Raw genomic sequence first — 22,358 nt, 5'->3', positions numbered from 1 at the left:
GCGAACCCAGCAACAGCAACAGTCAAACGGCTCGTTCCAACAGCGAACTGGCCTTCGACGGCGAACTTAACGTGACGCTAACGCCCTTTGACGGCCGCAGCGTCGCCGGAGATTGGCTCGAAGGTCACAACGGCGCCGATACGCTCCTCGGCAGCGATATCGAAGATGCCTTGCAAGGTAACGCCGGAGACGACCTTCTCATCGGACGCAGTGACGACGATCGCCTCGACGGAAACGACGGCGACGACCTGATCTTCGGCAACGCCGGACGCGACACCCTCGACGGCGGCTTAGATAACGACAACCTCTATGGGGGTCGCGACGACGACCTCATCGCCAGCGGCGGCGGTAACGACGCAGTCATGGGAGATTTCGGAGCGGATACGGTGACGGGAGACACAGGAGCCGATCTCCTCTACGGAAACAGCGGAGACGACCTCCTCGACGGCGGCTTGGATAACGATACGCTCTATGGCGGTTTGGATAACGATACGCTTCTCGGCGGTTCGGGAGACGACGACCTCTATGGCGATCGCGGAAACGACCTTCTCGTCGGCGGTGAAGGACGCGATCGCTTCTGGGTTAACCCCGACGCGGAAACCGTCACCATCGCCGATTTCTCCGATGGGGTCGATCGCATCGTCTTATCAGACGGGTTGCGTTACGAAGACTTCGCCGTTCTGGAGATGGGGAACGACCTGCAATTGGTAGCGGGAAGTCTCAGCCTGACCCTGCAAAACAGCGATCGCCTTCAAGTGGACGCCACAGATTTTCTGTCCCCATGAGTCCAACTCGACAGGCGGACTGAAACCGATTGCCGTTGTCCGACCCCGTTCTCACCCGCTTGCTGAAAGTGGTTTGAGAATGGGGTTTTTCTGTCCGGGCGCAGCAATTTTCGATGAAGATTTTCCAGATGACCCCCTATCCTAGAGGTAGTTCCCCAGACTTGCTCCGACGCAGGACGACCATGCGTTTTCCTTTTATCCCTCGTTTTTTCAGTTTTTTTTGGCATCTGAGACCCAACGTTTTACATCACGTAGCGGTGGAGATGGGTCGGTTGCGATTGTTCGGTTTGTCCTCGGAAATTGCCTTTGACGCGATGCTGGCGATGTTTCCGGCGATTATTGCCGCGTTGTCGGTGTTGGGTCGGGTGTTTCCCGAACGAGCCGCCTTCGATTTAGTCACGGAAAATCTCAAAAGTCTGCCGCCGCAAGATGTTCAGAACCTGATCGATCGCTTTGTAGACCAATTGCAAATTTCCAAGGGCAGCGGCGGGGTGCTGTCGTTGAGTTTTATCGCGGCCTTGTGGATTGCGTCCTCGGCGGTCAGTTCGACCATGAACGCCCTCGATCGCATTCATCGCATTCCCCGCCAGCGGACTCGTCCGTTTTGGAAAGCCAAGTTGATTTCCTTGACGCTGACCTTGGGATCGATCGTGTTGTTGGCGTTGGCGTCGTTCCTGGCCATTATCAGCGACTTTATCGTGAAGTTCCTGGTGGGGTATATGGGGGAATACGAGTCGGAGGTGTTGGCGGCGTGGCACCGCTTGAGTTGGCCGTTGGCGTTGGTGTTGGTGGCCATCGCCTTTGGCTTCGTGTACCGCTACGGCCCGAGTCGCTGGAAGTCAGGCGTTCCGGTGTTTCCGGGGGCGGCGATCGCAACGCTGTTGTGGGCAGGAATTTCCAGTTTGTTTCGCCTGTACGTTTCCCATTTCGGTCGCTACAACGTTTATTACGGGGCAGTGGGAACGGCGATCGTCATGTTGTTGTGGTTGAAGTTGAGTGCGTTGGCGTTGTTGGTGGGAGCGCAACTCAACGTTTCGGTGGGACAAGCGATGCGACGGGAAGCGGAACGGCGAGAGATGAAACGATTTAGGAAAAGTATTGAGACGAAAGAGGAAGTTTGATGCTCCCTTATTGTTTCCAACAGCGGTTTCTCTAGATTCTGTATCCCCCCAACCCCCCGAGGAGCGGGGGGCTAAGGGGGGATGTGTCTCTGGGTGTGAAGACTTCAGAAGTTCTTTTGGTTAAGAAACCCGGTTTCTGGATAGGTCTTCACTCAGTTCGCACAGAAGACCCGCGACGATCTACCATCGATCTGTATTTTCCCCTTCGTGCAACTATGGATCGATCGAAACTCGTGGCTGTCGTCACTGGAGCGATTTCTCTGATTCTCGCCATTGCCTACCTGATTCTCGTGCAGTTTCTCGACTTTCGCGGCGAAATGCTGCCCGCCCCGCAAGACTTGTCCGTCTTACCACTCCAGGGACAACCCCATTCCACTGTTGTCGCAGCTAACCTGATTCTCGATCGATAAACTCTCTACCGCCTATCATGAACAATTCGTTAAACCTGCTTTTTCTCTCGACCCCTGTAGGAGCGTTGGGAACGGGACTCGGGGGCGGCGTCGAACTCAGTTTGTACAATATCGCTCAAGCCCTGCAAGAGCGGGGACATCGCGTCAAAGTCCTCGCCCCCGAAGGATCGCAGCTTCCGCCTCTGGACATTTCCACTGTGACGGGGGCGTTGCAAGTGGTCGCCCAAACCCAAGAACGAAACGCGGCGATCGCACTGCCGAAAAATCCCGTTCTCGGGGCGATGTGGGAAGAAGCGAGGCGACAACAAGATCGATTTGACTTAATTTTCAATTTCGCTTACGACTGGCTGCCCTTTTTTCTGACTCCGTTTTTCCAAACCCCCGTGGTGCATTTGGTGAGTATGGGATCGATTACGGACGCGATGGATGCGGCGGTGTTGGAGGCGATCGCGCGATATCCCCAACGCATCGCCTTTTACACCCGCACTCAGGCGGCGACCTTCGGCGAGGTTCCCGAAACCTGTCCCTGTCTCGGAAGTGGCATCGATTTGTCCCTTTACGAGTTCTGCGAAACCCCAGGCGATCGCTTGGCCTGGGTGGGACGCATCGCCCCGGAAAAGGGACTCGAAGATGCAGTGGCGGCGGTGGCGAAAACCGGAATTCCCCTCACCGTTTGGGGCAAAATGCAGTTTCCCGACTATTGGGAGGAGGTGCTTGGCAACTATCCCGACGCTGAGGTGGAATACGCCGGATTTCTGCCGACGCGGGAACTGCAACGCCAACTCGGACGCTGTCGCGGTTTTCTGATGACGCCGAAATGGGTCGAAGCTTTCGGAAACGTCACCATCGAAGCCTTAGCCTGCGGGGTTCCCGTCATTTCCTACCGTCGCGGCGGTCCGACGGAAATCGTTCGCGAGGGGGAAACGGGGTTTCTCGTGGAACCCGACAGCGTGGAAGGCTTGGTGTCGGCGATCGACCGTTTACCGGAGATCGATCGCGCCAACTGTCGCCGCCAAGCGGAAACTGAGTTTTCCATTCCCGCAATGGGCGATCGCGTCGAAACCTGGCTGCGTGGAGTCTTGAAATCAGACTGAAACCTTGAATTTCCGCAATTAAATTTAACGGTAAATTTAACGGGAAAATCCCAACTGCAAAACTCAAGGCATCACGCAGGTTCTTCCCGTAACAGTCTTCGGCTCGAAACTGAAAAGATGGAAATCCAAATTCCATCGAAAATCAAGGCAATTCCGACCAAAATGCCAATGACCCAGGGAGCGTTCAACGGCCACTGCGACCCAATCAGAATCCCCAAAATCACGCTCAGAATCCCACCGAGGAGAACCAAGCCCCAACTCGGCGTCGGCCGCAATTGGAACGCCAAAACCGTTTGAATCGCTCCCTGAAGAAAAATCGCAATTCCTAACACTAACGTCAGCGTTAAAACCCCTTCAAAAATATTTGTTACCAGAAAAATACCAGCAACAAACGAGAAAATTCCAACCAAAAATTTCAACCAAAACTGTCCCGCAGAACGAGTTTTAAACGCGTATACCATCCGAATTACGCCGCCGACAACAAACAGCCATCCGAACACCAACGTCGCGGTAATCGTAGCAAAAAGCGGCTCGGCTAATGCCAATACACCCAGCAACGCCACTAGAATCCCCAGGGCGATGCCCCATCCGAAATTTTTCCGCAAATCCTCGCGGACGACCGGATCGCTCTCGATTTTCATACTGTTTTCCTCAATTCTTCCCCACACGCCATCGAGCCTATCTGACTCGAGGCGTATTTGCGTCGATGCTAACAACAAAGGAAAAAATCGAAATCAGCCAAAAGAAAGAGTTCTCATATCGAACCTGAGAACTCTCTGCAAATCCCTTCACCAATCTCTTAAAACCCTACACCGCCGAAAGCTCTCGACAGGTTTTCAAACTCTCAAAAAAGCCGTCCCAATCTTGAGATTTCACTTCCTCCGCCGAAGCTTGTTTCACCTCAAACGTCGCGTTCGTCGCCTCCGGACGGTCTAACGCCCGCACGCAGAGTTCGGCGATATCCTCGCGGCTACATTGTCCCTTCATCGTGTCTCCCGTATCCGCGACGAGGGCTTTACCACCCGCTTCTTCCGTCAGCGCACAGGGACGAATGATCGCATAGGGAATTCCGCTCTCACGAAGGCTGTTTTCCCCCTCCAATTTCCACGTCAACAGTCCTCCCAATTGCTCGTTCATCCGCACCGCTGGGGGTTCTTCCTCCAAATTCAACCCCGGTTTACCGGGACGAGTCACCCCCGCCGAACTCACCATGACGAACTGCGGCACCGTTTCGCCGCCGTAGGCCTTTATCGACTCTAGTTCCAAGCGGAACGAACCCGGTTGAAAGGTGGGATTGAGTCCGCCATCGTACTCGAACTTACTCAACATCATTTGAAACGCCGTGACGCGATGGGCGGGAAAGGGGTCGTCCCTGTCGAGGGTTTTGGCGCGAAAGGTGGGGATGAGGTCGGAAAACGGTACGCGCACGGTCATGGGGATGTTATACACCGTATCGAAACTGTAGGTGTAACTGATGCCGTCCCAGCGGTTATCGCTGCGGAGAATGAACTTGTAACGGTTTCCGTCTCCTTTCAGGCGCAGTTGAATCCCTTGGTATTGGGATAAATCCAGCGGCGTTTCGAGGACTTGCGTGCGAACGGAGGCGAAACCGCCGGAATTGGCTGTGGAAACCTTCCCGCTAAATACCGCCGCGCCGGGGATTTGGTGAATGTCGCTGTTGCTGACGCCCCCCATCACCACGTCGTCTACGGCACCCCAGAGGCTCTCGAAGTGGGGAATCGGTCGGGTGAAGTCGAAAATCGTTTTTTCGTTTTGGCGGCGCGAGAGGTAGGGTTTCGCGGCGTTGACGAGGTTTTCGATACCCCGATATTCGATATATTCGGGGGTTTCCACCACTTCGGGAAGGTAGAACTTCACCCCTTGATAGTATTTTTCGCGGCTGGGGGTGTCGCCTTCGACGGGTTGAACGCGGGTTCCGGTACAGCAAATGACGGCGCGAACGTTCTCGAATACCCGGAAATTCAGGGTTTCGGGAACGGTGATGTCCGCTTCGACGAGTTCGATGTCGTTTCCGAGGAGTTCTCGCCCCCGTTGGGCGTTGCGGACGAGGCCGCGAACGGGGATGTTGTGCTGTTGGAGTTGTTGGACGACGCGCTTTCCGACGCCTCCGGTGGCGCCGACGACGAGAACGACGCCGGGGGCTTCAGGGGGAGTGAGGGAGGTGTCGCCACGCATACCGAGTTTTTTCTGAATCCATCTAATGTTTCCGAGGAAGGGGATTTCGCCGAAGAATCCGAGGGTTTGGAGAAACCGCCCGAAATCCCAGGGTTCGCGGGGTGGGTTGGCCATGATTCTGTTGTGAGGTGCGATCGACTGTGAGGGGTCTGGTTACAGTTGTGTTGTTTAATCTGTTGTTTTTTAATGTAAAGAATTCTTTCGAGACCTGCCAGTTCGGATCGATCGCCCTCAAGGTATCTGTCGCGAGAAACGCAAACTCCTAATCACCCCAAGGATAAAGCGTTCTGCACCTCTAAACTGCCACTATCGGCGACGACGCCTAACACTTCTCCTGTAGACACTTGACGAATCACGGTGTCTAACGCCGAAGTTCCCACGTCTTCACCGGAGGACTGGGTTACAACGGCTTCTTCAAAGGCCAAATCTGCTATCGACGCAACTCCCAAAACTGTAATTCGATCGCCCTCGCTGAGGTTGAAATCGCAGATAATATCGGCGCGAGACGCTTCTGTGGAAGGATTTCCCGCATCGGGTTGTAAGATAAACTCGTCGGCGCCGGCGTCTCCACACAGCAAATCGACACCGCGATCGCCGCTGAGAACGTCATCGCCGTTTCCGCCGTTGAGAACGTCGTTATCCTGTCCCCCGAGAAGGGTATCGTTTCCTTCTCCTCCGGTGAGAATGTCCGATTGACGGTTTCCAAACAGCCAGTCGTCACCCTCTCCTCCTTCGAGAACGTCTTTATCTTTTCCTCCGGCTAAGGTGTCGTTTCCTCCCCAACCGGAAATTACGTCGTCTCCCTGGTTTCCGAAGTAGATGCGACTCTCGTTGTTGTCGGTGGCGATGTCGTTTCCGTCTAATAAGGCGATCGCATCGATACCCGGCGAATTACGAAGGCGATCGCGGTCTTCTTCTGATAGCAACGCATAGGTCAAAACGTCGTCGTCTGTGGTCGTTTGTCCGAAATCGTAAGGGGTATCGGTGAAAATTTCCGCCAGGGTATTATCGGAATCGGAGAGTTTTTCGGTGACGGGTAACAGTTGACTGACTTGAGAGGCGAGATCGTCGCTGTCGTCTAAGTCGAGGTCGTCGAGAAATTCTTCTTTGCTAAAGTTCTCGATTTCCGTGCTGGCGCTGTCGAACCAGTCGTCTAGACTGTCGCGAAAGACTTGGTTAAAGTCTTCTTCTTCGAGGCTGTCTTCGTTCTCGAACCACTCTCGAATATTATTGTCGAAAAACTCTTCAAATTCGTCAACGATGTCGTCGCTATTATTGCTGTCGTCGTCGATATTTTCATCGATGAATTTCTCGAAGTTTATATCTTTGAGGAATTCGTCAGCAGTTTCTTCCCAGTCGTTGCTATTGTCGTCCGATCGATCGTCCCAAAACTCCCCACTCCAGAGGTCGTCCCAAAACTCGCTAAACTCGAAATCTTGCAGGGATTCCGAACCGTTGATGTCGAAAATCTCGAGGATATCGCCCGCTAAATTGACCCACAATTCAATGTTATCTCCTAGCAATCGATCGACCACGATATCCCCCACGACATCCAACGCTGTTGAAAACCACGAACGCGATCGACTTTCCCGAACGAAGCTTTGAGATGCGATCGCATCAATAGAATCCCTCGTATTGTCGTCGAAATTGAATGCGATCGAATTTAAAGGTTTCACGATAGTTCCTCCCATGTCAAATCATATACGAATTCAGGTCTGGCTTGTTGGATATTCTCGTTATTCAATACTTTTGCGATAGCTTGACCTCCGGATTTTTTATCTAAATATTTTAAGTCAAATAAATTTATTTCTAGAACCGTTTTTTTAACTCAATAAAAACGGCGCTCGCGACTGGGTTATATATAAACAAAAAAACAAACAACCTCAAACATAGTGAAAACTTTTTTATAGTAAAAAAAAGAGAAATTTTAGATTATATATAAACAATAATCTTTTAAAAATTCATTCTTAAAATCCAATTTCTCCTCAAAATTTCATACATAAATTAACCGAAATAGAATGTCGCCACGGTAAGATTGCTATAGCAGTTAACCCACCCACAAACCGCAAAAAAACAGAACAAACCACCGAATTTCAACATCTTCAGTGTATCTCCCGCCATTGAACCCAAGCGAAATCCGCGTTCACCTTTCCCAACTGCCACACCCCTCCAATCTTGCCTCAACCCCGACCCACCTCCCTCACCCTAAAGACAGAAAAACCAAAACCCCGATTTCAAACCGAAATCGGGGCAATTAGAGGGAAAACCGGAATTTATCGAACGGGTTGCAAATCCCTAAAAACTAAACGTCGTCCGAATCACGCCAATCAACGCATCGTCGTTATCCTCATCGTGGTTCGGCGCCGTCAACCAAATCAATCCCGGCGTCACCGTCAGATTTTCGCTAATTTGCAACGAATAGAAGGCTTCCACGTGCAGCGAGGTATCGTCGTCTTCATTGATACCACCGTTTTCTAAACTGGAACTAACATCCGTAACCTTCGGTTCTTGTCCCACAAGAATCCCCGCCAAGTTCCCCGGCGCCCCCGCATCGGGAAACGCCAGCGAAACCGCCCAGTTCCAACTGTCGAGACTCCCACGATCGATCGTTCCCCCCAACGTCGAGAGGGTTTGGGTGTTCACGTAACCCACCCAACCGCCGAGGGCGAATTTATCGGCAATCTGCCAAGAGGCTTCCAACCCGTAGGCGTTGCTGACGATGGGCATTTCCGTCCCAAACTCACCCGCCGAGAAACTGCGGAAGTTGGACAGGGTGCTTCCGGTTCCCATTTCCAAGTTGTACGAGTTCAAATAGGTTAACGCCAACTCCAACCCGTCCATCGGCGTCAGCGTCACCTGTCCCATCGCCCCGTAAGGGCCGTTAAACAAGCCTAAGCCTTCCGTGGGGTCGTTGGCTTCTCCAGCGTAGTAGCCGCCGCTGAGGGAGAGAAAATCACTGAAGGCATATTCAAAGCCAATCCCCGTTTGTTCGATGAGATAGAAAATCGAGGCGCGAGTTCCGAACTTCGACAACGCCCCGAAGTTTCCATCGCCGTCGAAGAAGGGGTTGACGCTGGAGGCGAAGTCGTCAGAAGCCCCGGCGTTGGCAGAAATCACGACGTTGAGATTGTCGCCGATGGGAAACGAGTAGTTGAGGGCGTCGATTTCAACGGAGTTTCCGCTATCGTCGGAGAAGAACAAATCTCCTTCGGGATATCCCGTCGCCACTTCGGAAAAGGCGGGAATGTTGCTGGCTTGCAAACGGGTTAACAGCAAGTCTTCCCCGGTAAAACTGGTGAGGAATTCTAACCGCGTCCGATAGCCGAAGGAAGGGATTTGGTCGATATCGTTGCCGTTTACGTCGTCTCCGGCGGCAATGCCGTAAGCGGCAAAAATCACTTGACCTTCCAGTTGTGTGGTGGTGGAAAACTGGTTGGCTTCCAGTTCGGCGGTGCGCGATTCTAAGCCGTCCACTCGTCCCCGCAATGCGGCCAGTTCGGCGGCGAATTCTTCCTGCAAACGGCGAACGGTGGCTAAGTCGGCGGGGTCGATGGTTTCGCCACCGCCGATGAGGGCAACGATTTGGTCGAGACAGGCGTTGACGCCTGCGGCGAATTCGTAGCGGGTCATGAAGTTGTTGCCGCGATAGGTTCCGTCGGGATACCCGGCGATACATCCGTACCGTTCGACGAGGGATTGCAACGCCTGAAATGCCCAGTCCGTCGGTTGTACGTCGGAAAGTTGCGATACGGAGGTGACTTGGTCGAGGGACGAGGAGGCAGCGGGGTCGCTGAGTTCGTCTACGCTCGTCATTTGGGCGTTGGCGGCAGTCGATGCGAGAAATACGCCGAAAATTCCAGCACTACGGCTACAAAGGTTCCAGATAATTCGAGACATCGGTTTTTTGTTCACTACGCTCACACTCAACGGATTTTAGGGGTTCGATCGACCGACGAGGGACCGCCGATAAAAACGATAATCAATCCTAGCGCCAACCGAGAAGTTCGGCCAACTGTTAGGAGAGATCGATCGGGCTATTTGGCAATTTATTAGTAAATATTCTCAATAATTTTAAGAGAGTTGCAGCATTTTGTCAAGATCGTGGGTCGAGATCCCCTCAGCGGTGAGATGAGGACGAACGTTTAACAATTCTGGCATGCGTCGGTGTGGGAATTGCTCGATCGATGCCAGAATTGCCCCAGTGTCCCCGGCTTAATTGAAAAGTTTTCTAAATCGAGTGCTAGAAACGGAAAATCGTGCGAATCGACGTCACCCACAGCGCCTCGTTATCGTTATCGTTCTCAGGATTGAGAACCACAAAAAAGCCAGGATTTATCGAAATATTGTCGTTAACGGGATAACGATACTGGGCTTCGATATGCCAGGACGCATCATCTTCATCGCGGCCGCCGTCGTTATCGAGAACTCGAGGCGGTTGACCGACAATCAATCCTCCCACAGCCCCGTCTTTCCCCAAATCGGGCAGCGCCAGGGTCAGCGCCCAGTTAAAAATCGTCGCGTCGTCTCCCTCCTCGACCCCAACAAAATCGCTTTCAGCATGGGCTAAACTCAATCCCGCCCAGCCCGCTACAGTCAACCGGGATGCAATGTCAATACTGGTTTGAAACCCGAAGTGGTCGGCGGAGGTGGCGACGGAATTTCCAAACGGTCGATTGGCTAGTTGGCTTCCCGTCGCCCCCGACAGGAGAACGCTGCCACTGGGATAATAGGCGCGGGAGTAGTTCAATCCAAATCGGATGGTATCGCTGGGAAATACGGCCACTTGAGCGATGGCGGCGTATCTTCCATCAAACAAGCCGTTTTTGGGATTGGGGTCGTTGGCTTCCGGGGCTAGATATCCCGCCGAAAGGGTCACGGCGTCGCCAACCCGAAGGTTCGCTGAAAGTCCCGTTCCTTCAAAACCTTGATAGTAAATTGGATTGAAGCGTCCGAAACGCGAAATCGCCCCGGTAATTTCTTCGGCAAAGTAATCGTTGAAATTGACGAAGTTCCCCGCAAATTCTCCGCCTTTGGCATCGACCACCAGCGAAAGCCGTCCGGGGGCGGAAGCATGTCCTTGGCGGTGGTGATGGCCGCCGTCACTTCCCCCAATCAGGGGAAAGCTGTACATGAGCTTTCCGACTCGCACGTTGTTGTCGTCCCCCTCGTCGAAGGCGGTTCGGGTCATAAAGGTTCCGGTGGTGTCTGGACCGTAGGGAACGACGTTGAGGGCGTCTAAACGGGTAATGAGGCGATCGCGTCCGCTAAAACTCGTGTTGAAAAACAACCGCACGCGATTGTTTAAAACGGGATTGCGATCGATGTCCCCGCCTCCGGCTTTTTCGTCTCCAAACAAACTGCTAACGCTAAAACTCGCTTCTCCTCGCAGTTGTGTGGTGGTGGAAAATTGGTTGGCTTCTAGTTCGGCGGTGCGCGATTCTAAGCCATCGACTCGTCCCCGCAATGCGGCCAGTTCGGCGGCGAATTCTTCTTGTAAGCGGCGAACGGTGGCTAAGTCGGCGGGGTCGATGGTTTCTCCGCCGCCGATGAGGGCTACGATTTGGTCGAGACAGGCGTTGACGCCTGCGGCGAATTCGTAGCGGGTCATGAAGTTGTTGCCGCGATAGGTTCCGTCGGGATATCCGGCGATACATCCGTACCGTTCGACGAGGGATTGCAACGCCTGAAATGCCCAATCCGTCGGTTGTACGTCAGATAGTTGCGATACGGAGGTCACTTGGTCGAGGGAAAACGATGGTGTGGGGTCCCTGAGTTCGTCTACGCTCGTCGTTTGGGCGTTAGCGGCCGTTGCGGCTAAGAAAACGCCTAGGATGCTACTGCTGATGGGGTTGAGTTGCCAAAATGCTCGATTCACGCCAATACACTCCTCGTTAGTCGATCGCACTCGATGTCCTTTCGCCTCGAGATCGAGCGTCGATTATGATAATGATTATCACTCTAGAGACTGTACTGGAGTCTGTCAAGCCGTAAAAAAAACCTCCGAGAGCGACTCTCGGAGGTTCGCCAAACCTCAGATCGATCGAGTATCCCGTTACGATCGAGCTTCAGCAGACGGCAGCAGCTTAACGCCAAAACTCAGTAAATACCCGACTCCCGAGACGAGGATAATCGTGGCGCCGGAGGTGAGATCGAAGGTATAGGAGAGAAACAGGCCCCAAGTTGTAAAAATAATGCCCAATACGCCGGCTGCGATCGCCATCTGTTTGATATCTTTGACGAACTGTCCTGCGATAGCGGCTGGCATGGTTAACAGAGCGATGGTGAGAATCAATCCCACCACTTGCATGACCATAACCACAGTCAGGGCGATGGCGGAGACTAACATTAAATAGAGTGCGTTGACGGGAACGTTGCGCGTCGTGGCGAAAACGGGATCGAAGGAAATGGCCAGCAATTCTTTATAAAACAGCACCACGACGGCGAAGATAACGACATCGATGGCCAGCATCAGCAGCAAATCGCTGGGGGGAACGGTGAGGATGCTGCCAAATAAATAACTCATCAAATCGGCTTTGTAGCCTTCCGTCATATCGATAAAGATAATACCGATCGCCATTCCGATGGCCCACATGACGCCGATGAGGGTATCGGCTCTTTGTTCGGTTCGTCGCTGTACGATACCCATTCCCAAGGCGGAGGCTAAACTGAAGGCGATCGCGCCTAAAATGGGATCGAAGCCGAAAAAGTATCCCAAGCCAATGCCACCATAGGCGGCGTGAGCGATTCCCCCGCTGATAAATACAATGCGGTTGACGACGACAAAGGTGCCGATAATGCCGCAAGCGACGCTGACAAGCAGTCCGGCGAGTAAGGCGTTACGCATGAAATCGAACTGTAACGCTTCGGTCAAAAATTGAAACATCGGTTCTAGAAACGGCGGTTCGTTGAAGATTTCGATCTAGGGTAGCGTTGATGGCGATCGATTTTTCAGGGTAGAAGCGATGGGGAGATTTAGGGGGATCGATCTGCCTCGATTTGTAAGTGGCTACCGTATTCAAAGCGAATCGAACGCTGATAGTCATTAAAAAATGGGACAAACACCAAAAAATATGAGAGTTTTGTCAATTCATCGAGAAAAAATCGCTGTGACGAATCTTAACGATCGAAACAGAAGGGGAAACCGATAGTCTTCTTTACGCGAACAACACAGCTTGGCGCTATACCAAAATCCGCACCTCCTAACAACAAGAGATGCGGACATCGATGGGGAGAAGTTAAACCCTCTCCTCAGTTGGTTTTTTGCACTATTCCTTCGTCCCGGGAACTGGGGCTTCTCCCCCTTCCAAACCGAGAGATTCCAGCATTTCCTGGTCTTTTTCCGGCGGTTGTCCGAGGGTGGTGAGGTAGTGACCGATTAACATAGCGTTGATGCCGGATTTCAAGCCTAACGCCTGTAATTCACCCATGACCGATTCGCGACCGCCTGCGTAGCGGATAATGCGATCGGGGAGAATTAAACGGAAGATGGCGATGGCCTTGAGTGCTTCGTAAGGATCGATTTTGCTGCGATCGTCAAGGGGGGTTCCTTCCCGGGGATTGAGCAAGTTGAGGGGAATCGATTCCACGTCCAACTCCCGCAGGGAGAAGGCCAAATCGATGCGATCGACCCAACTTTCACCCATTCCCAAAATACCGCCCGTGCAGGCTTGAATCCCAGCTGCTTTCAGATTTTTCACCGTGTCAACCCGATCTTGCCACGTATGGGTCGTCACGATTTCAGGAAAGAAGTTTTCCGAAGCTTCCAAATTGTGGTTGTAGCGCGTCACCCCGGCTTCAGCCAGTTGTTGCGCCTGTTCCGGCGTCACTTCCCCGAGAGCGCAACAGGGTTTGATGTTGGTTTCAGCGATGATGCGGCGAACGGTTTCGAGGATTTCCTCGAATTCTTTCGATTTCGGACTGCTGTATTTCGGACCGCGGCCTTGAGAGACCAAACAGAAGCGTTTTGCCCCCGCCGAGGCCGCAGCTTTGGCTTGTTCGAGGATTTCCTCTTGAGTTTTCAAGCCGTAAATGGGGGAATCTTTTCCGGGGTGGTGCGCCGATTGAGAGCAGAACCCGCAGTTTTCCGAACAACCGCCGGATTTGACGTTGATGATGCTGCACAGATCGACGACGTTTCCGCAGCAGGCTTGACGCACGCGATCGGCGGCGGCGCAAAGTAATAGAATCGCGTCGGTGCCTTCGATTTGCGTCAGTTCCATGGCCGTCTCGCGATCGAGGCTTTCGCCTGCAATAATGCGATCGGCCAGATCGTTCAACCACACTTCTAGGGTGGCGAGATCGCGAGTTTTCGCCGAAGTTGCGTCGGATAAACGTTCGGTTTTTAAAGGTACTCGAACCACAGTCGGACTCTCCATGCAGCGTCTTCGCCCTTCCTGGGGCGCGATCGGCATTGTACCATGTAACCCAATCTCCCTAGAACCCCCGGTGTGGGCAAGACAGGAGGCGTTCCCACGGTCACGATTACGGACACAAGCGGCTCGTCCAACGGTTGGGATTTCCGCCACGCCGACATTGATATTGTGCGCCAACCCACTCGATCGCCCAACCGTTGGGACTCGGTTGAAGTTCGATGCGGTAGCGAATGCTGCCAACGGAGTCGTCGGGAAGTCCGATTTGGGTATGTTCGATGATGGCGTAGTCGCGATCGATCCCCGGATAGTCGATTTTTATCGTTTCTTGCTGTCGTCCTTCGGCGGAATCCCCCGACTCGAGGAGTTGTGCGGCGATCTCGTTCAAATTCCCCGGTTCGAGATCGTACCGTTGCGTGAAGGGAGCGATTTCTACATTTCGATAGTTCGATCGTAGGTTCGACGTCGGTTGTGCGATCGCACGACAAGCGGTTTGACTGGCCACGACAGCGGCCAATAACAAAGTACGTTGTAACATATTCGATTGCCTCTTCTGGATTTGTCGATTTCTACAAAACTTCTCATATCTTTAAACTACCGAGCTTTCCAGCGAAAATCCGCAAACCGACAAGGCAGCGACCGGGTAAATTCTTTACCCAAAAACCACAACAACACCCACAAAAAAAGGGTTCTGCTGCATGCAGAACCCCTCATTTCAAGGCGTGAAAAACAGACTAGCGAACCGCCGGAATCTGAGAGGCCACGTCAATAGGTTTCATCAGATACAGACGCAAGAACTGCCAACCGTTGGAGACAAAAAGCGGCAGTTTCTTGAAGAACTTGACGATTCCCGGTGCGTTCGACTCCGCAATCTCCGTCAACTTGGCGTTGTTTTCCACACAGAGATCGAGGCGGTTGTAGAACTCCGGCGCCTCCACATCGAGAACCACCGGGAACACGCGAGAGGCGGTTTCGTTGGTTTTCTCGATCACTTTCATATCGTATTCCCGCGCGTCGAGTCCGATGCTGGCGTAGAAGCCAGAACGTTGTAAATCGTTGAGATACATCGTCGCGAACACCGACAGCAGGAAGAAGCGACACCACAGCTTAGCTTTCCAATCGTTGAGGTGTTGGGGTTGCGCCTGCATGATGGCGTCGAAGAAGTCACCGTGGCGGTTTTCATCCTGACACCAGTTCTCGAAGAAACGGAAAATCGGGTAAATCCGATCTTCAGGATGTTTCTCCAGGTGGCGATAGATGGTGATATAGCGCCAGTAGCCGATTTTCTCCGAGAGATACGTGGCGTAGAAGATGAATTTCGGCTTAAAGAAGGTGTACTTCTTGCTTTTCGTGAGGAAGCCGAGGTCGAGTTGTAAATTAAAGTCCGACATCGCTTTATTCAAGAAGCCAGCGTGACGAGCTTCATCCCGCGACATCAGGTTAAAGCACTCGGCTAAAACGGGGCTTTTATCTTTCAAGCGCCGTCCGAGTTCTTTGTAGAGCAGAAATCCGGAAAATTCGGCGGTACAAGAGCGTTCGAGAAATTCAATAAACAACCGCCGTTCTTCACCCGTGATTTTATCCCAAGACTGCTCGAATTCTTCATCGCGGACGAAATGATGTCGGTTGTAATCGACCCGGAACTCTTCGAGAATCGCTTTCAACTCGTCTTCGTTGGCGGAAATGTCCATTTTGGCCATTTCCTCGAAGTCCGTGGTGTAGAAGCGAGGGGTGAGAATCGTATCTTTGGCGGGAGTTTTGACACCAGGTCGAATTTCTTCAAACTTGGGTTTTTTAACGGAGTCTACCATAGGGATTTGTCGTCGTTTCCTATCACTGCGATCGAGCGTTTGGGGGCGCGTACAGCGCCTTCAAGCAGTTGCCTACTGTTGGGTTCGTACAGTCAAAATTCAACTAGCTATCGGGCAAGTTGAAAAGAGTAGGTCGAATTGGCTATGAGTTTCAGTGTACCAATGGGACGAGAGACACGCCCCCCCGGTTTGGTTAAAAGTTACAACATTTCGTAAAGTTCTGTTAATTGCCGCTCCCTCGAGCCAACGGTTCCGTCGGGAGGGGTGCGACTCGGCTCTTGAGGAAGGAGGCCTGGAATTTGCCACAATTTTGTCACAATAAAAAAGAAGCATCAGCAGACTCAACAGGTCTCAACTCCCGGCAGCTATGACGTTCTGTCTCAATCCCGACTGTCCCCAGCCGGAAAACTCCGAATTCGATCGCCACTGTCTCAGTTGCGGGTTTCCCCTACAAGTCGGCGATCGATACCGAGCGGTTCGCCCCATCGCCGTAGGAGGCTTCGGACGCACCTTCTTGGGAATCGACGAACACAAACCCTCCCGTCCCCCCTGCGTCATCAAACAGTTTGACCCCAAAGAGCAGGGAACGCGCAATCGCAAGAAAGCCGCCGACCTGTTCCGCCAAGAAGCCGAACGGCTCGATCGACTCGGCCGCCACCCCCAAATCCCCAATTTACTCGCCTATTTCGAGTGGAACGGCCGACAATACCTGATTCAAGAGTTTATCGAGGGACGGAATCTCGAGCAAGAACTGCAAGAAGAAGGCTGTTTCAGCGAAACTCGGATTCGCCAACTGCTGCAAGAAATCCTACCCGTTTTGCAATTCGTCCACGATCGAAAAGTCATCCATCGGGACATCAAACCCGAAAACATCATCCAAGGGACCGACGGCCAACTCTATCTCGTCGATTTCGGCGCGTCCAAACAGGTGACGACGGAAAATCTCGCCGCCACGGGAACCACCATCGGTTCGGCTGGATACGCCGCTCCCGAGCAAACCCTGGGAAAAGCCACCTTCGCCAGCGATATTTACAGCCTCGGCGTCACCTGTATTCACCTACTCACGGACGTTCCCCCTTTCGACCTCTACGACAGCAACGAAGGAAAGTGGGTGTGGCGCGATTACACCCTGGCCAATCGTCCTTTGAGCGAAGGCTTCTGTCGCGTTCTCGATAAAATGCTCGAACTGGGAATCCGACGGCGATATCAATCGATCGAGCAAATTCTCAAAGACCTCCAACGACCCCTATTAAGCTCGAGAGCGTCTGAGTCTCCGTCGTTCTCCAAAAACACGCCGATGGCAGAGATTTCCTCGAGGGATGCGGCCAGTTCCGCTACCGAAGCCGAACATCGCGATCGCATTCGCACCAGTTACGGACTCTGGCTGCTGGGATTTATCTTCGGAACCTACTTCAGACCCCTCAAAGGACTGCATCGGTTCTATAACGGGAAAATTTGGACGGGGTTGTTGTGGATGATTCCGGTTATCGGAGATGTGGGGAGTTTCATCGATTTGTTTCTCATTCCCAACCTCGTAGAGGAGTACGAACAAAAAGCCAGAGCCAAACTCGGCGTATCGTCTTCTGGGGTTCCTCTACAACCTCAGAGTACGGTCACGCAAACCCTCCCCACGCCGACGAAAGACCAACAAACGGTGAAGTTAATTCGTGCGGCGAGTGTCAACGGCGGTCAACTGTCGGTGACGCAGGCGGTGATGACAACGGGGATGTCGTTTGCGGAGACAGAGCAGTTGTTAATGGAATTGGTGAGAACGGGTTACGTGGACGTAGATAACGACCCCATCTCGGGGGTGGTGGTGTATCGGTTTCGAGAGTTATAAGGGGATGAGGGTGCGATCGGGATGAGGGTGCGGTGCGTGACGATCGATCGGTTTCACGATTCACACCGAATTTTTCAAGTCACGCTCCCAACCTCTGCTCCCTAATTCACCAGTCCCGATCGCAAGGCGCGAACGGCGGCTTGGGTGCGATCGTCAACGCAAAGTTTGTTGAGGATGCTGCGGACGTGCGTTTTGACGGTACCGACGGTAATGAACAGCTTTTCCGCGATTTGAGCGTTATTGCATCCAGCTACGATCTGTTCTAGAATCTCTAACTCCCGAGCCGTGAGCGGATCGGATTCCATAATTTGCTGAACTTCTGAATTGACGCTTTCGATATTCGTCATCTCGTCGCCGTGGGGATCGCGCTGAGATGTCGGCTTGTCTGACGGCGTGGGTTCCGCCACAGTAGAGACGAGAGACGGGGTTTTGCGAGCCTGACGCAAAACAATTTGAGCGATCGCTGGGTCGATCCATGTGTTACCTTCGTGAGTGATACGGATCGCTTCCACTAAACGTTCGAGACTGGCATCCTTCATACTGTACGAGTCGGCTCCGGCAGCGAAAGCGGCGAGAACAGCTTCTTCGTTGTCGTGCATCGTTAAAATCAAAACTTTCGTCTTGCTTTCGGGATGTTCCTGGCGAAAGCGTTCTAACAGTTCGATCCCATCGATGTCGGGTAAGCCGATATCGACAACGGCCACGTCCGGCTTGACCTCTTCAAGAACGGCCAGTCCTTGTTTTCCGTTGGCGGCTTCACCAGCTACCTCAACCTTTCCAGTTTGTTGGAGAGCCGCTCGCAAGCCAACGCGCGTGAGTTCGTGGTCTTCAATCAGAACAATGCGAATCATAGTGGTTGTTCTTCCCTGTCGTGCTATCTGGTTTCGTATCGTTCCCAAACAACAGCGATCGCAGTTTGAGATTTCAGTTGGGAGGTGTGTTGGGAAAGGCATTTTAACGCTCGTTCCTCAAAGGCCATGCCAAAAAAGGACAAAATTGCGATCGCCAACCAAGCCTCGAAACCCCCAATATTTAAAACTTACTCCTCGAGACAGAGGAAAGCTCGAAGTAATTTTATCTAAATTTAAGATAAGACTTCTTTTTAATTTTTCGTTTTCATTTTCGTTTTAAGGAGATTTCCCAGACCCGACGGCTTGTAACCCCTTATGTATTCAACGTTCGATATTTTAGCGTTGGGCTTCGACCGACAAGATCCCGCTCTCGCCACATTGAAGTCCGATTCGCCGTTCGATATTAATTTTCGCGCGATGGTTTCGATCGTGGACGACGAAGCCAGTGCGATCGTCGCCATCAACCACCATAGCTTTGATTGTATCCTCATCGATGCCGACCTCGTCGGCGATCGACATCCGCTCCTGGCGTTGCGGAACGCGGGGATACAAATCCCGGTTATTGTGGTGGGAAGTGGCTGTCGCGGCGACACGGAAGAGGTGAATCGAGATCTCGGAGCGATGGATTATTTCTGTCGCGATCGCTTTACGCCGGAAGGATTGGGGATGGCGTTACGCTATGCGATACAGGTCGATCGCCTGCGGCGAGATCGTACTCTGGCCCAACAAAAACGTCACGAATGCGAAGAACAGTATCGATTTGTCATCGAAGGCTCTCACGAAGGGGTATGGGATTGGAATCCCGTCAACAATACATTACGGGGCAACGATCGCCTCTGCGAGATTCTCGGCTTAGAACTCGAAACACTTCCGCGAACCTACGAAGCCTTCTGCAAACTGATTCACCCCGACGATCGATCCCGCAACCACCGACGCCTACGAGAACATCTCGATCTCGGCGTTCCCTATCGCTTAGACTTGCGCTTGCGCCACAGCGACGGCAACTATCGTTACTGTACCTTACGGGCGAAAGTGCAACGGGATAAGACGGGGCGACCGATTCGCGTGGCGGGAGTCGTCAACGACATCACCGAACGCAAACAAACTGAAGAACGCATCGCCGCTCAAAACGAACTGCTCAAACAACACAATCAGGAATTGCTGCGTCAGCGAGAGCAAATTCGCCGTCAAAATTTAGCCGTATTGGAAGCCTCGCGCATGAAATCGGCGTTTTTGGCCACTATGTCTCACGAACTGCGAACGCCTCTCAACGCCATTATCGGCTTTTCCCAACTGTTGCTGCGCAAACACCGCGATCGCTGTGAGGGAACCTTTGCTGAAAAGCTCGAGCGCATTCTCCACAACGGCCAGCATTTACTGAGGTTGCTCAACGACATTCTCGATCGATCGAAACTCGAAGCCGGAGATCTCGAATTGCGACTGCAACGGTTCGATTTAGCGGAGTTAACCCGAACCACAGTGGCAGACTTTCGCAACACCGCCGAACGTCAAAATTTAAAACTGGACTATTCGATCGAACTCTCGAACCCCATCGTCGTCAACGATCGCCACGCCGTGCGTCGTATTTTTATCAATTTACTCTCGAACGCCCTCAAATTTACCGAAGAAGGATCGATCGAACTGCGCGTCTGGGAACCTGAGAGCGATCGCATCGCCTTTTCCGTCAGCGACACAGGAATCGGAATCGCCCCAGAAAACCTCAAACGGGTGTTCGCCACCTTCGAGCAACTCGACAGTACCCCCACCCGCAACCACCCGGGAACCGGATTAGGTTTAGCCATTACCGAAGCCTTAGTGAAAATGATGGACGGCGAGATTTCCGTCGAAAGCGAACTCGATTCCGGTTCCACCTTCAGCATCGAACTTCCCCGCCAAGTCCTCAATACCGCCTCCACCTTCGACGAGCGACCTCTTCCGTTCGATCGACAGGCGTTTTCTTGATAGATGATGAGGTGAAGAGGTGAGGACTTGAGGAGATCTCGAGATTTCCCGATCGCACCATCACCCCATCACCCCATCATCTCCTCACCCCATCGCCGGATCTTCCAAACCCAGTTCGGCGAAGGCGGCCAGACGCAGGCGACAGGAATCGCAGACGCCGCAGGGTCTCGCGCCCCCAGCGTAGCAAGACCAGGTTTTTTCCCAAGGGACGCCGAGACTGTTTCCGAGTTGGATAATTTCGGTTTTTTTAAGCTGAATCAGCGGGGTTTCGATGGTAATCGCCGTTCCTTCTCGTCCCTGTTTGGTTCCCAAACGAAACGCCTCTTCCATCGCGGCGATGTAGTCCGGGCGACAGTCGGGATAGCCGGAGTAATCCAGGGCGTTGACGCCGATGTAAATGCGCTCGGCGTCGAGGGCTTCGGCGTAGGCGAGAGCGAAACTCAGAAAAATCGTGTTGCGGGCGGGAACGTAGGTGATGGGAATGTCTTCTCCCATGTCTTCGATCGATCGCCCTTCAGGAAGGTCGAGGCTCTCGTCCGTCAACGCCGACCCCCCCCAGCGGGTTAAGTCGAAGCGGACGATTTGATGGTCTTTGACTCCCGCCGCCTCCGCGATAGCTTGCGCCGCCTGGAGTTCGCGGCGGTGGCGTTGTTGGTAGTCGAAGGAGATAGCATAGCAGTCGTATCCGTCCGCTCGGGCTTGGTAGAGGACGGTGGAGGAGTCGAGACCTCCGGAGAGCAAAACAACGGCTTTTTGGGTCATCGATGCGGTATCTGGGTTGAGAGTCGATCGCCTGTGCAAGAGATGCAGGTTCTACGATACCGACAGAGACCCGGAGGACGCAACGAAATTGAGGGGAGTTGCCCAACTCCTATTAACTTTTTTATAAAGTAGTTGACAAATAAGTTTTTATGTGCATATAGCCTTCAAAAGACGCAGCATAGAAATTACTTGTTTTCGAGAAACGCTGTTTTGAGCCTTGGCCGACGGCATCAAACGCCCTCTATGAGAAGCTCCGATACAGAACGACGAAAAACGTTACAAAACGTGATGAATATTATTAAAGAAAAAGGGATGGCCGAACCGGGAAGCAGAAGAGTTTGACGGCGAGTCTCAAAAGGCGTTTTGAAGGAGAGTTGGCCGATTGTGAAAGGTCGATCGAGCCCCTAAAAACCGCCCGAAGCGGGGTCGGTTATCAAAAATTTTGGGTTTAAAACCCCGCCCTTCTAGGGCGGCTTGGCAGTAAAATGGGCAGAGAGGGTTTAGTTTAAACTACCCAAATGACACTTCGAGCATTCCGATATCGCTTCTATCCGACTCCTGAGCAAGAGTCCCTCTTGCGGCGGACTCTTGGATGCGTGCGACTCGTCTACAACAAAGCCTTGGAAGCGAGATCCCACGCCTGGAAAGAGCGACAGGAAAAGCTGAGGTATCGCGAAACCTCGAAGATGTTGACGCAGTGGAAGCAAAAAGAGGAATGGCAGTTTCTCACAGAAGTCTCTGCGGTTCCCCTCCAGCAAGGATTGCGCCATCTCGATAAGGGGTATTCTAACTTTTTCGCCGGACGTGCCAGGTATCCCCGTTTTAAAAAGAAACGAAACGGAGGAAGTGCCGAATCCCCCCTTCGCCCCCCTTTGAAAGGGGGGTTGGGGGGATGGCAAGACGGTTCTCTGTATTTGGCAAAAAGTAAAGAACCCCTCGATATCCGATGGAGTCGTCAACTTCCCAAAGGTTCAGAACCGTCTACCGTTACGGTGCGACTCGAACCCTCGGGACGATGGCACGTCTCCATCTTGGTAGACGACGATACCATCAAACCGCTTCCTCAGTCCGAGAAAAGCATCGGCGTCGATGTAGGAATCGCCCATCTCGCCATCACCAGCGACGGCGAAAAAGTGGCTAATCCCCGCCATCCCCCC

At 52.8% G+C, this 22,358-nt stretch carries 18 protein-coding genes; 7 read left to right on the top strand and 11 right to left on the bottom strand.

Going from position 1 to position 22,358, the window contains the following annotated elements; all coding sequences use genetic code 11:
- From ACP5D4_RS09320 to ACP5D4_RS09305, 4 genes are all read left to right on the top strand, one after another.
- On the top strand, positions 1-785 hold a 785-nt coding region (locus tag ACP5D4_RS09320; RefSeq protein WP_428011351.1), incomplete at its 5' end, for a calcium-binding protein.
- A 263-nt stretch (positions 786-1,048) separates the two neighbouring features.
- Positions 1,049-1,906 (top strand): YihY/virulence factor BrkB family protein, encoded by an 858-nt coding sequence (locus ACP5D4_RS09315; protein WP_428011350.1) that lies wholly within the window; start codon positions 1,049-1,051, stop codon positions 1,904-1,906.
- Positions 1,907-2,121: 215 nt separating this feature from the next.
- On the top strand, positions 2,122-2,316 hold the full coding sequence (locus ACP5D4_RS09310; protein ID WP_428011349.1) for a hypothetical protein: 195 nt from the start codon (positions 2,122-2,124) through the stop codon (positions 2,314-2,316).
- A gap of 17 nt (positions 2,317-2,333) precedes the next feature.
- On the top strand, positions 2,334-3,410 hold the full coding sequence (locus tag ACP5D4_RS09305) for a glycosyltransferase family 4 protein (protein WP_428011348.1): 1,077 nt from the start codon (positions 2,334-2,336) through the stop codon (positions 3,408-3,410).
- Between the two features lie 71 nt (positions 3,411-3,481).
- On the opposite strand, the gene ACP5D4_RS09300 is transcribed toward ACP5D4_RS09305, so the two are convergent.
- From ACP5D4_RS09300 to acsF, 9 genes are all read right to left on the bottom strand, one after another.
- The gene (locus tag ACP5D4_RS09300) at positions 3,482-4,051 is read right to left on the bottom strand and encodes an HdeD family acid-resistance protein (protein WP_428011347.1); all 570 of its coding nucleotides are present in this window, start codon (positions 4,049-4,051) and stop codon (positions 3,482-3,484) included.
- 166 nt (positions 4,052-4,217) lie between these two features.
- On the bottom strand, positions 4,218-5,720 hold the full coding sequence (locus ACP5D4_RS09295) for a CIA30 family protein (RefSeq protein WP_428011346.1): 1,503 nt from the start codon (positions 5,718-5,720) through the stop codon (positions 4,218-4,220).
- A gap of 152 nt (positions 5,721-5,872) precedes the next feature.
- Positions 5,873-7,282, bottom strand: coding sequence for a calcium-binding protein (locus tag ACP5D4_RS09290; RefSeq protein ID WP_428011345.1), 1,410 nt, complete (start codon positions 7,280-7,282; stop codon positions 5,873-5,875).
- A 619-nt stretch (positions 7,283-7,901) separates the two neighbouring features.
- On the bottom strand, positions 7,902-9,503 hold the full coding sequence (locus ACP5D4_RS09285) for an iron uptake porin (RefSeq protein WP_428011344.1): 1,602 nt from the start codon (positions 9,501-9,503) through the stop codon (positions 7,902-7,904).
- Positions 9,504-9,846: 343 nt separating this feature from the next.
- Positions 9,847-11,481 carry an iron uptake porin gene (locus ACP5D4_RS09280; RefSeq protein ID WP_428011343.1) on the bottom strand — a complete coding sequence of 545 codons (1,635 nt, stop codon included), beginning with the start codon at positions 11,479-11,481 and terminating at the stop codon, positions 9,847-9,849.
- A 177-nt stretch (positions 11,482-11,658) separates the two neighbouring features.
- Positions 11,659-12,489 carry a metal ABC transporter permease gene (locus ACP5D4_RS09275; protein WP_428011342.1) on the bottom strand — a complete coding sequence of 277 codons (831 nt, stop codon included), beginning with the start codon at positions 12,487-12,489 and terminating at the stop codon, positions 11,659-11,661.
- A gap of 382 nt (positions 12,490-12,871) precedes the next feature.
- On the bottom strand, positions 12,872-13,981 hold the full coding sequence (gene bioB / locus ACP5D4_RS09270; RefSeq protein WP_428011341.1) for a biotin synthase BioB: 1,110 nt from the start codon (positions 13,979-13,981) through the stop codon (positions 12,872-12,874).
- 106 nt (positions 13,982-14,087) lie between these two features.
- Positions 14,088-14,513: a hypothetical protein gene (locus ACP5D4_RS09265; protein WP_428011340.1), complete on the bottom strand. Its 426-nt coding sequence runs from the start codon at positions 14,511-14,513 to the stop codon at positions 14,088-14,090.
- A gap of 196 nt (positions 14,514-14,709) precedes the next feature.
- Positions 14,710-15,786, bottom strand: a complete 1,077-nt coding sequence (gene acsF / locus ACP5D4_RS09260; RefSeq protein WP_428011339.1) for a magnesium-protoporphyrin IX monomethyl ester (oxidative) cyclase — start codon at positions 15,784-15,786, stop codon at positions 14,710-14,712.
- 367 nt (positions 15,787-16,153) lie between these two features.
- On the opposite strand from acsF, the gene ACP5D4_RS09255 reads away from it, so the two are divergent.
- Positions 16,154-17,626, top strand: a complete 1,473-nt coding sequence (locus ACP5D4_RS09255) for a protein kinase domain-containing protein (protein ID WP_428011338.1) — start codon at positions 16,154-16,156, stop codon at positions 17,624-17,626.
- 101 nt (positions 17,627-17,727) lie between these two features.
- Here ACP5D4_RS09255 and ACP5D4_RS09250 read toward each other — a convergent pair whose 3' ends face one another.
- Positions 17,728-18,477, bottom strand: a complete 750-nt coding sequence (locus tag ACP5D4_RS09250) for a response regulator (RefSeq protein WP_428011337.1) — start codon at positions 18,475-18,477, stop codon at positions 17,728-17,730.
- 315 nt (positions 18,478-18,792) lie between these two features.
- Between ACP5D4_RS09250 and ACP5D4_RS09245 the strand changes: the two genes are divergently transcribed.
- Positions 18,793-20,439, top strand: a complete 1,647-nt coding sequence (locus ACP5D4_RS09245; protein WP_428011336.1) for an ATP-binding protein — start codon at positions 18,793-18,795, stop codon at positions 20,437-20,439.
- A gap of 84 nt (positions 20,440-20,523) precedes the next feature.
- On the opposite strand, the gene queC is transcribed toward ACP5D4_RS09245, so the two are convergent.
- On the bottom strand, positions 20,524-21,201 hold the full coding sequence (gene queC / locus ACP5D4_RS09240; RefSeq protein ID WP_428011335.1) for a 7-cyano-7-deazaguanine synthase QueC: 678 nt from the start codon (positions 21,199-21,201) through the stop codon (positions 20,524-20,526).
- Between the two features lie 518 nt (positions 21,202-21,719).
- Between queC and ACP5D4_RS09235 the strand changes: the two genes are divergently transcribed.
- The coding region (locus ACP5D4_RS09235; protein WP_428011334.1) for an RNA-guided endonuclease InsQ/TnpB family protein at positions 21,720-22,358 on the top strand (639 nt) is incomplete at its 3' end.

The organism is Baaleninema sp. (genome assembly GCF_049974805.1).
Taxonomy (GTDB): Bacteria; Cyanobacteriota; Cyanobacteriia; order Cyanobacteriales; family Geitlerinemataceae; genus Baaleninema.
The sequence above is the reverse complement of the archived record's forward strand: the minus strand, read 5'-3'. Positions and strand labels throughout refer to the sequence as shown.

What these genes read in the sequence shown, in the direction of transcription:
- ACP5D4_RS09315 (WP_428011350.1), top strand. Translation starts at nt 1,049, where the DNA reads ATGGGTCGGTTGCGATTGTTCGGTTTGTCCTCGGAAATTGCCTTTGAC.
- ACP5D4_RS09310 (WP_428011349.1), top strand. Translation starts at nt 2,122, where the DNA reads ATGGATCGATCGAAACTCGTGGCTGTCGTCACTGGAGCGATTTCTCTG.
- ACP5D4_RS09305 (WP_428011348.1), top strand. Translation starts at nt 2,334, where the DNA reads ATGAACAATTCGTTAAACCTGCTTTTTCTCTCGACCCCTGTAGGAGCG.
- ACP5D4_RS09300 (WP_428011347.1), bottom strand. Translation starts at nt 4,051, where the DNA reads ATGAAAATCGAGAGCGATCCGGTCGTCCGCGAGGATTTGCGGAAAAAT.
- ACP5D4_RS09295 (WP_428011346.1), bottom strand. Translation starts at nt 5,720, where the DNA reads ATGGCCAACCCACCCCGCGAACCCTGGGATTTCGGGCGGTTTCTCCAA.
- ACP5D4_RS09285 (WP_428011344.1), bottom strand. Translation starts at nt 9,503, where the DNA reads ATGTCTCGAATTATCTGGAACCTTTGTAGCCGTAGTGCTGGAATTTTC.
- ACP5D4_RS09275 (WP_428011342.1), bottom strand. Translation starts at nt 12,489, where the DNA reads ATGTTTCAATTTTTGACCGAAGCGTTACAGTTCGATTTCATGCGTAAC.
- bioB (WP_428011341.1), bottom strand. Translation starts at nt 13,981, where the DNA reads ATGGAGAGTCCGACTGTGGTTCGAGTACCTTTAAAAACCGAACGTTTA.
- ACP5D4_RS09265 (WP_428011340.1), bottom strand. Translation starts at nt 14,513, where the DNA reads ATGTTACAACGTACTTTGTTATTGGCCGCTGTCGTGGCCAGTCAAACC.
- acsF (WP_428011339.1), bottom strand. Translation starts at nt 15,786, where the DNA reads ATGGTAGACTCCGTTAAAAAACCCAAGTTTGAAGAAATTCGACCTGGT.
- ACP5D4_RS09255 (WP_428011338.1), top strand. Translation starts at nt 16,154, where the DNA reads ATGACGTTCTGTCTCAATCCCGACTGTCCCCAGCCGGAAAACTCCGAA.
- ACP5D4_RS09250 (WP_428011337.1), bottom strand. Translation starts at nt 18,477, where the DNA reads ATGATTCGCATTGTTCTGATTGAAGACCACGAACTCACGCGCGTTGGC.
- ACP5D4_RS09245 (WP_428011336.1), top strand. Translation starts at nt 18,793, where the DNA reads ATGTATTCAACGTTCGATATTTTAGCGTTGGGCTTCGACCGACAAGAT.
- queC (WP_428011335.1), bottom strand. Translation starts at nt 21,201, where the DNA reads ATGACCCAAAAAGCCGTTGTTTTGCTCTCCGGAGGTCTCGACTCCTCC.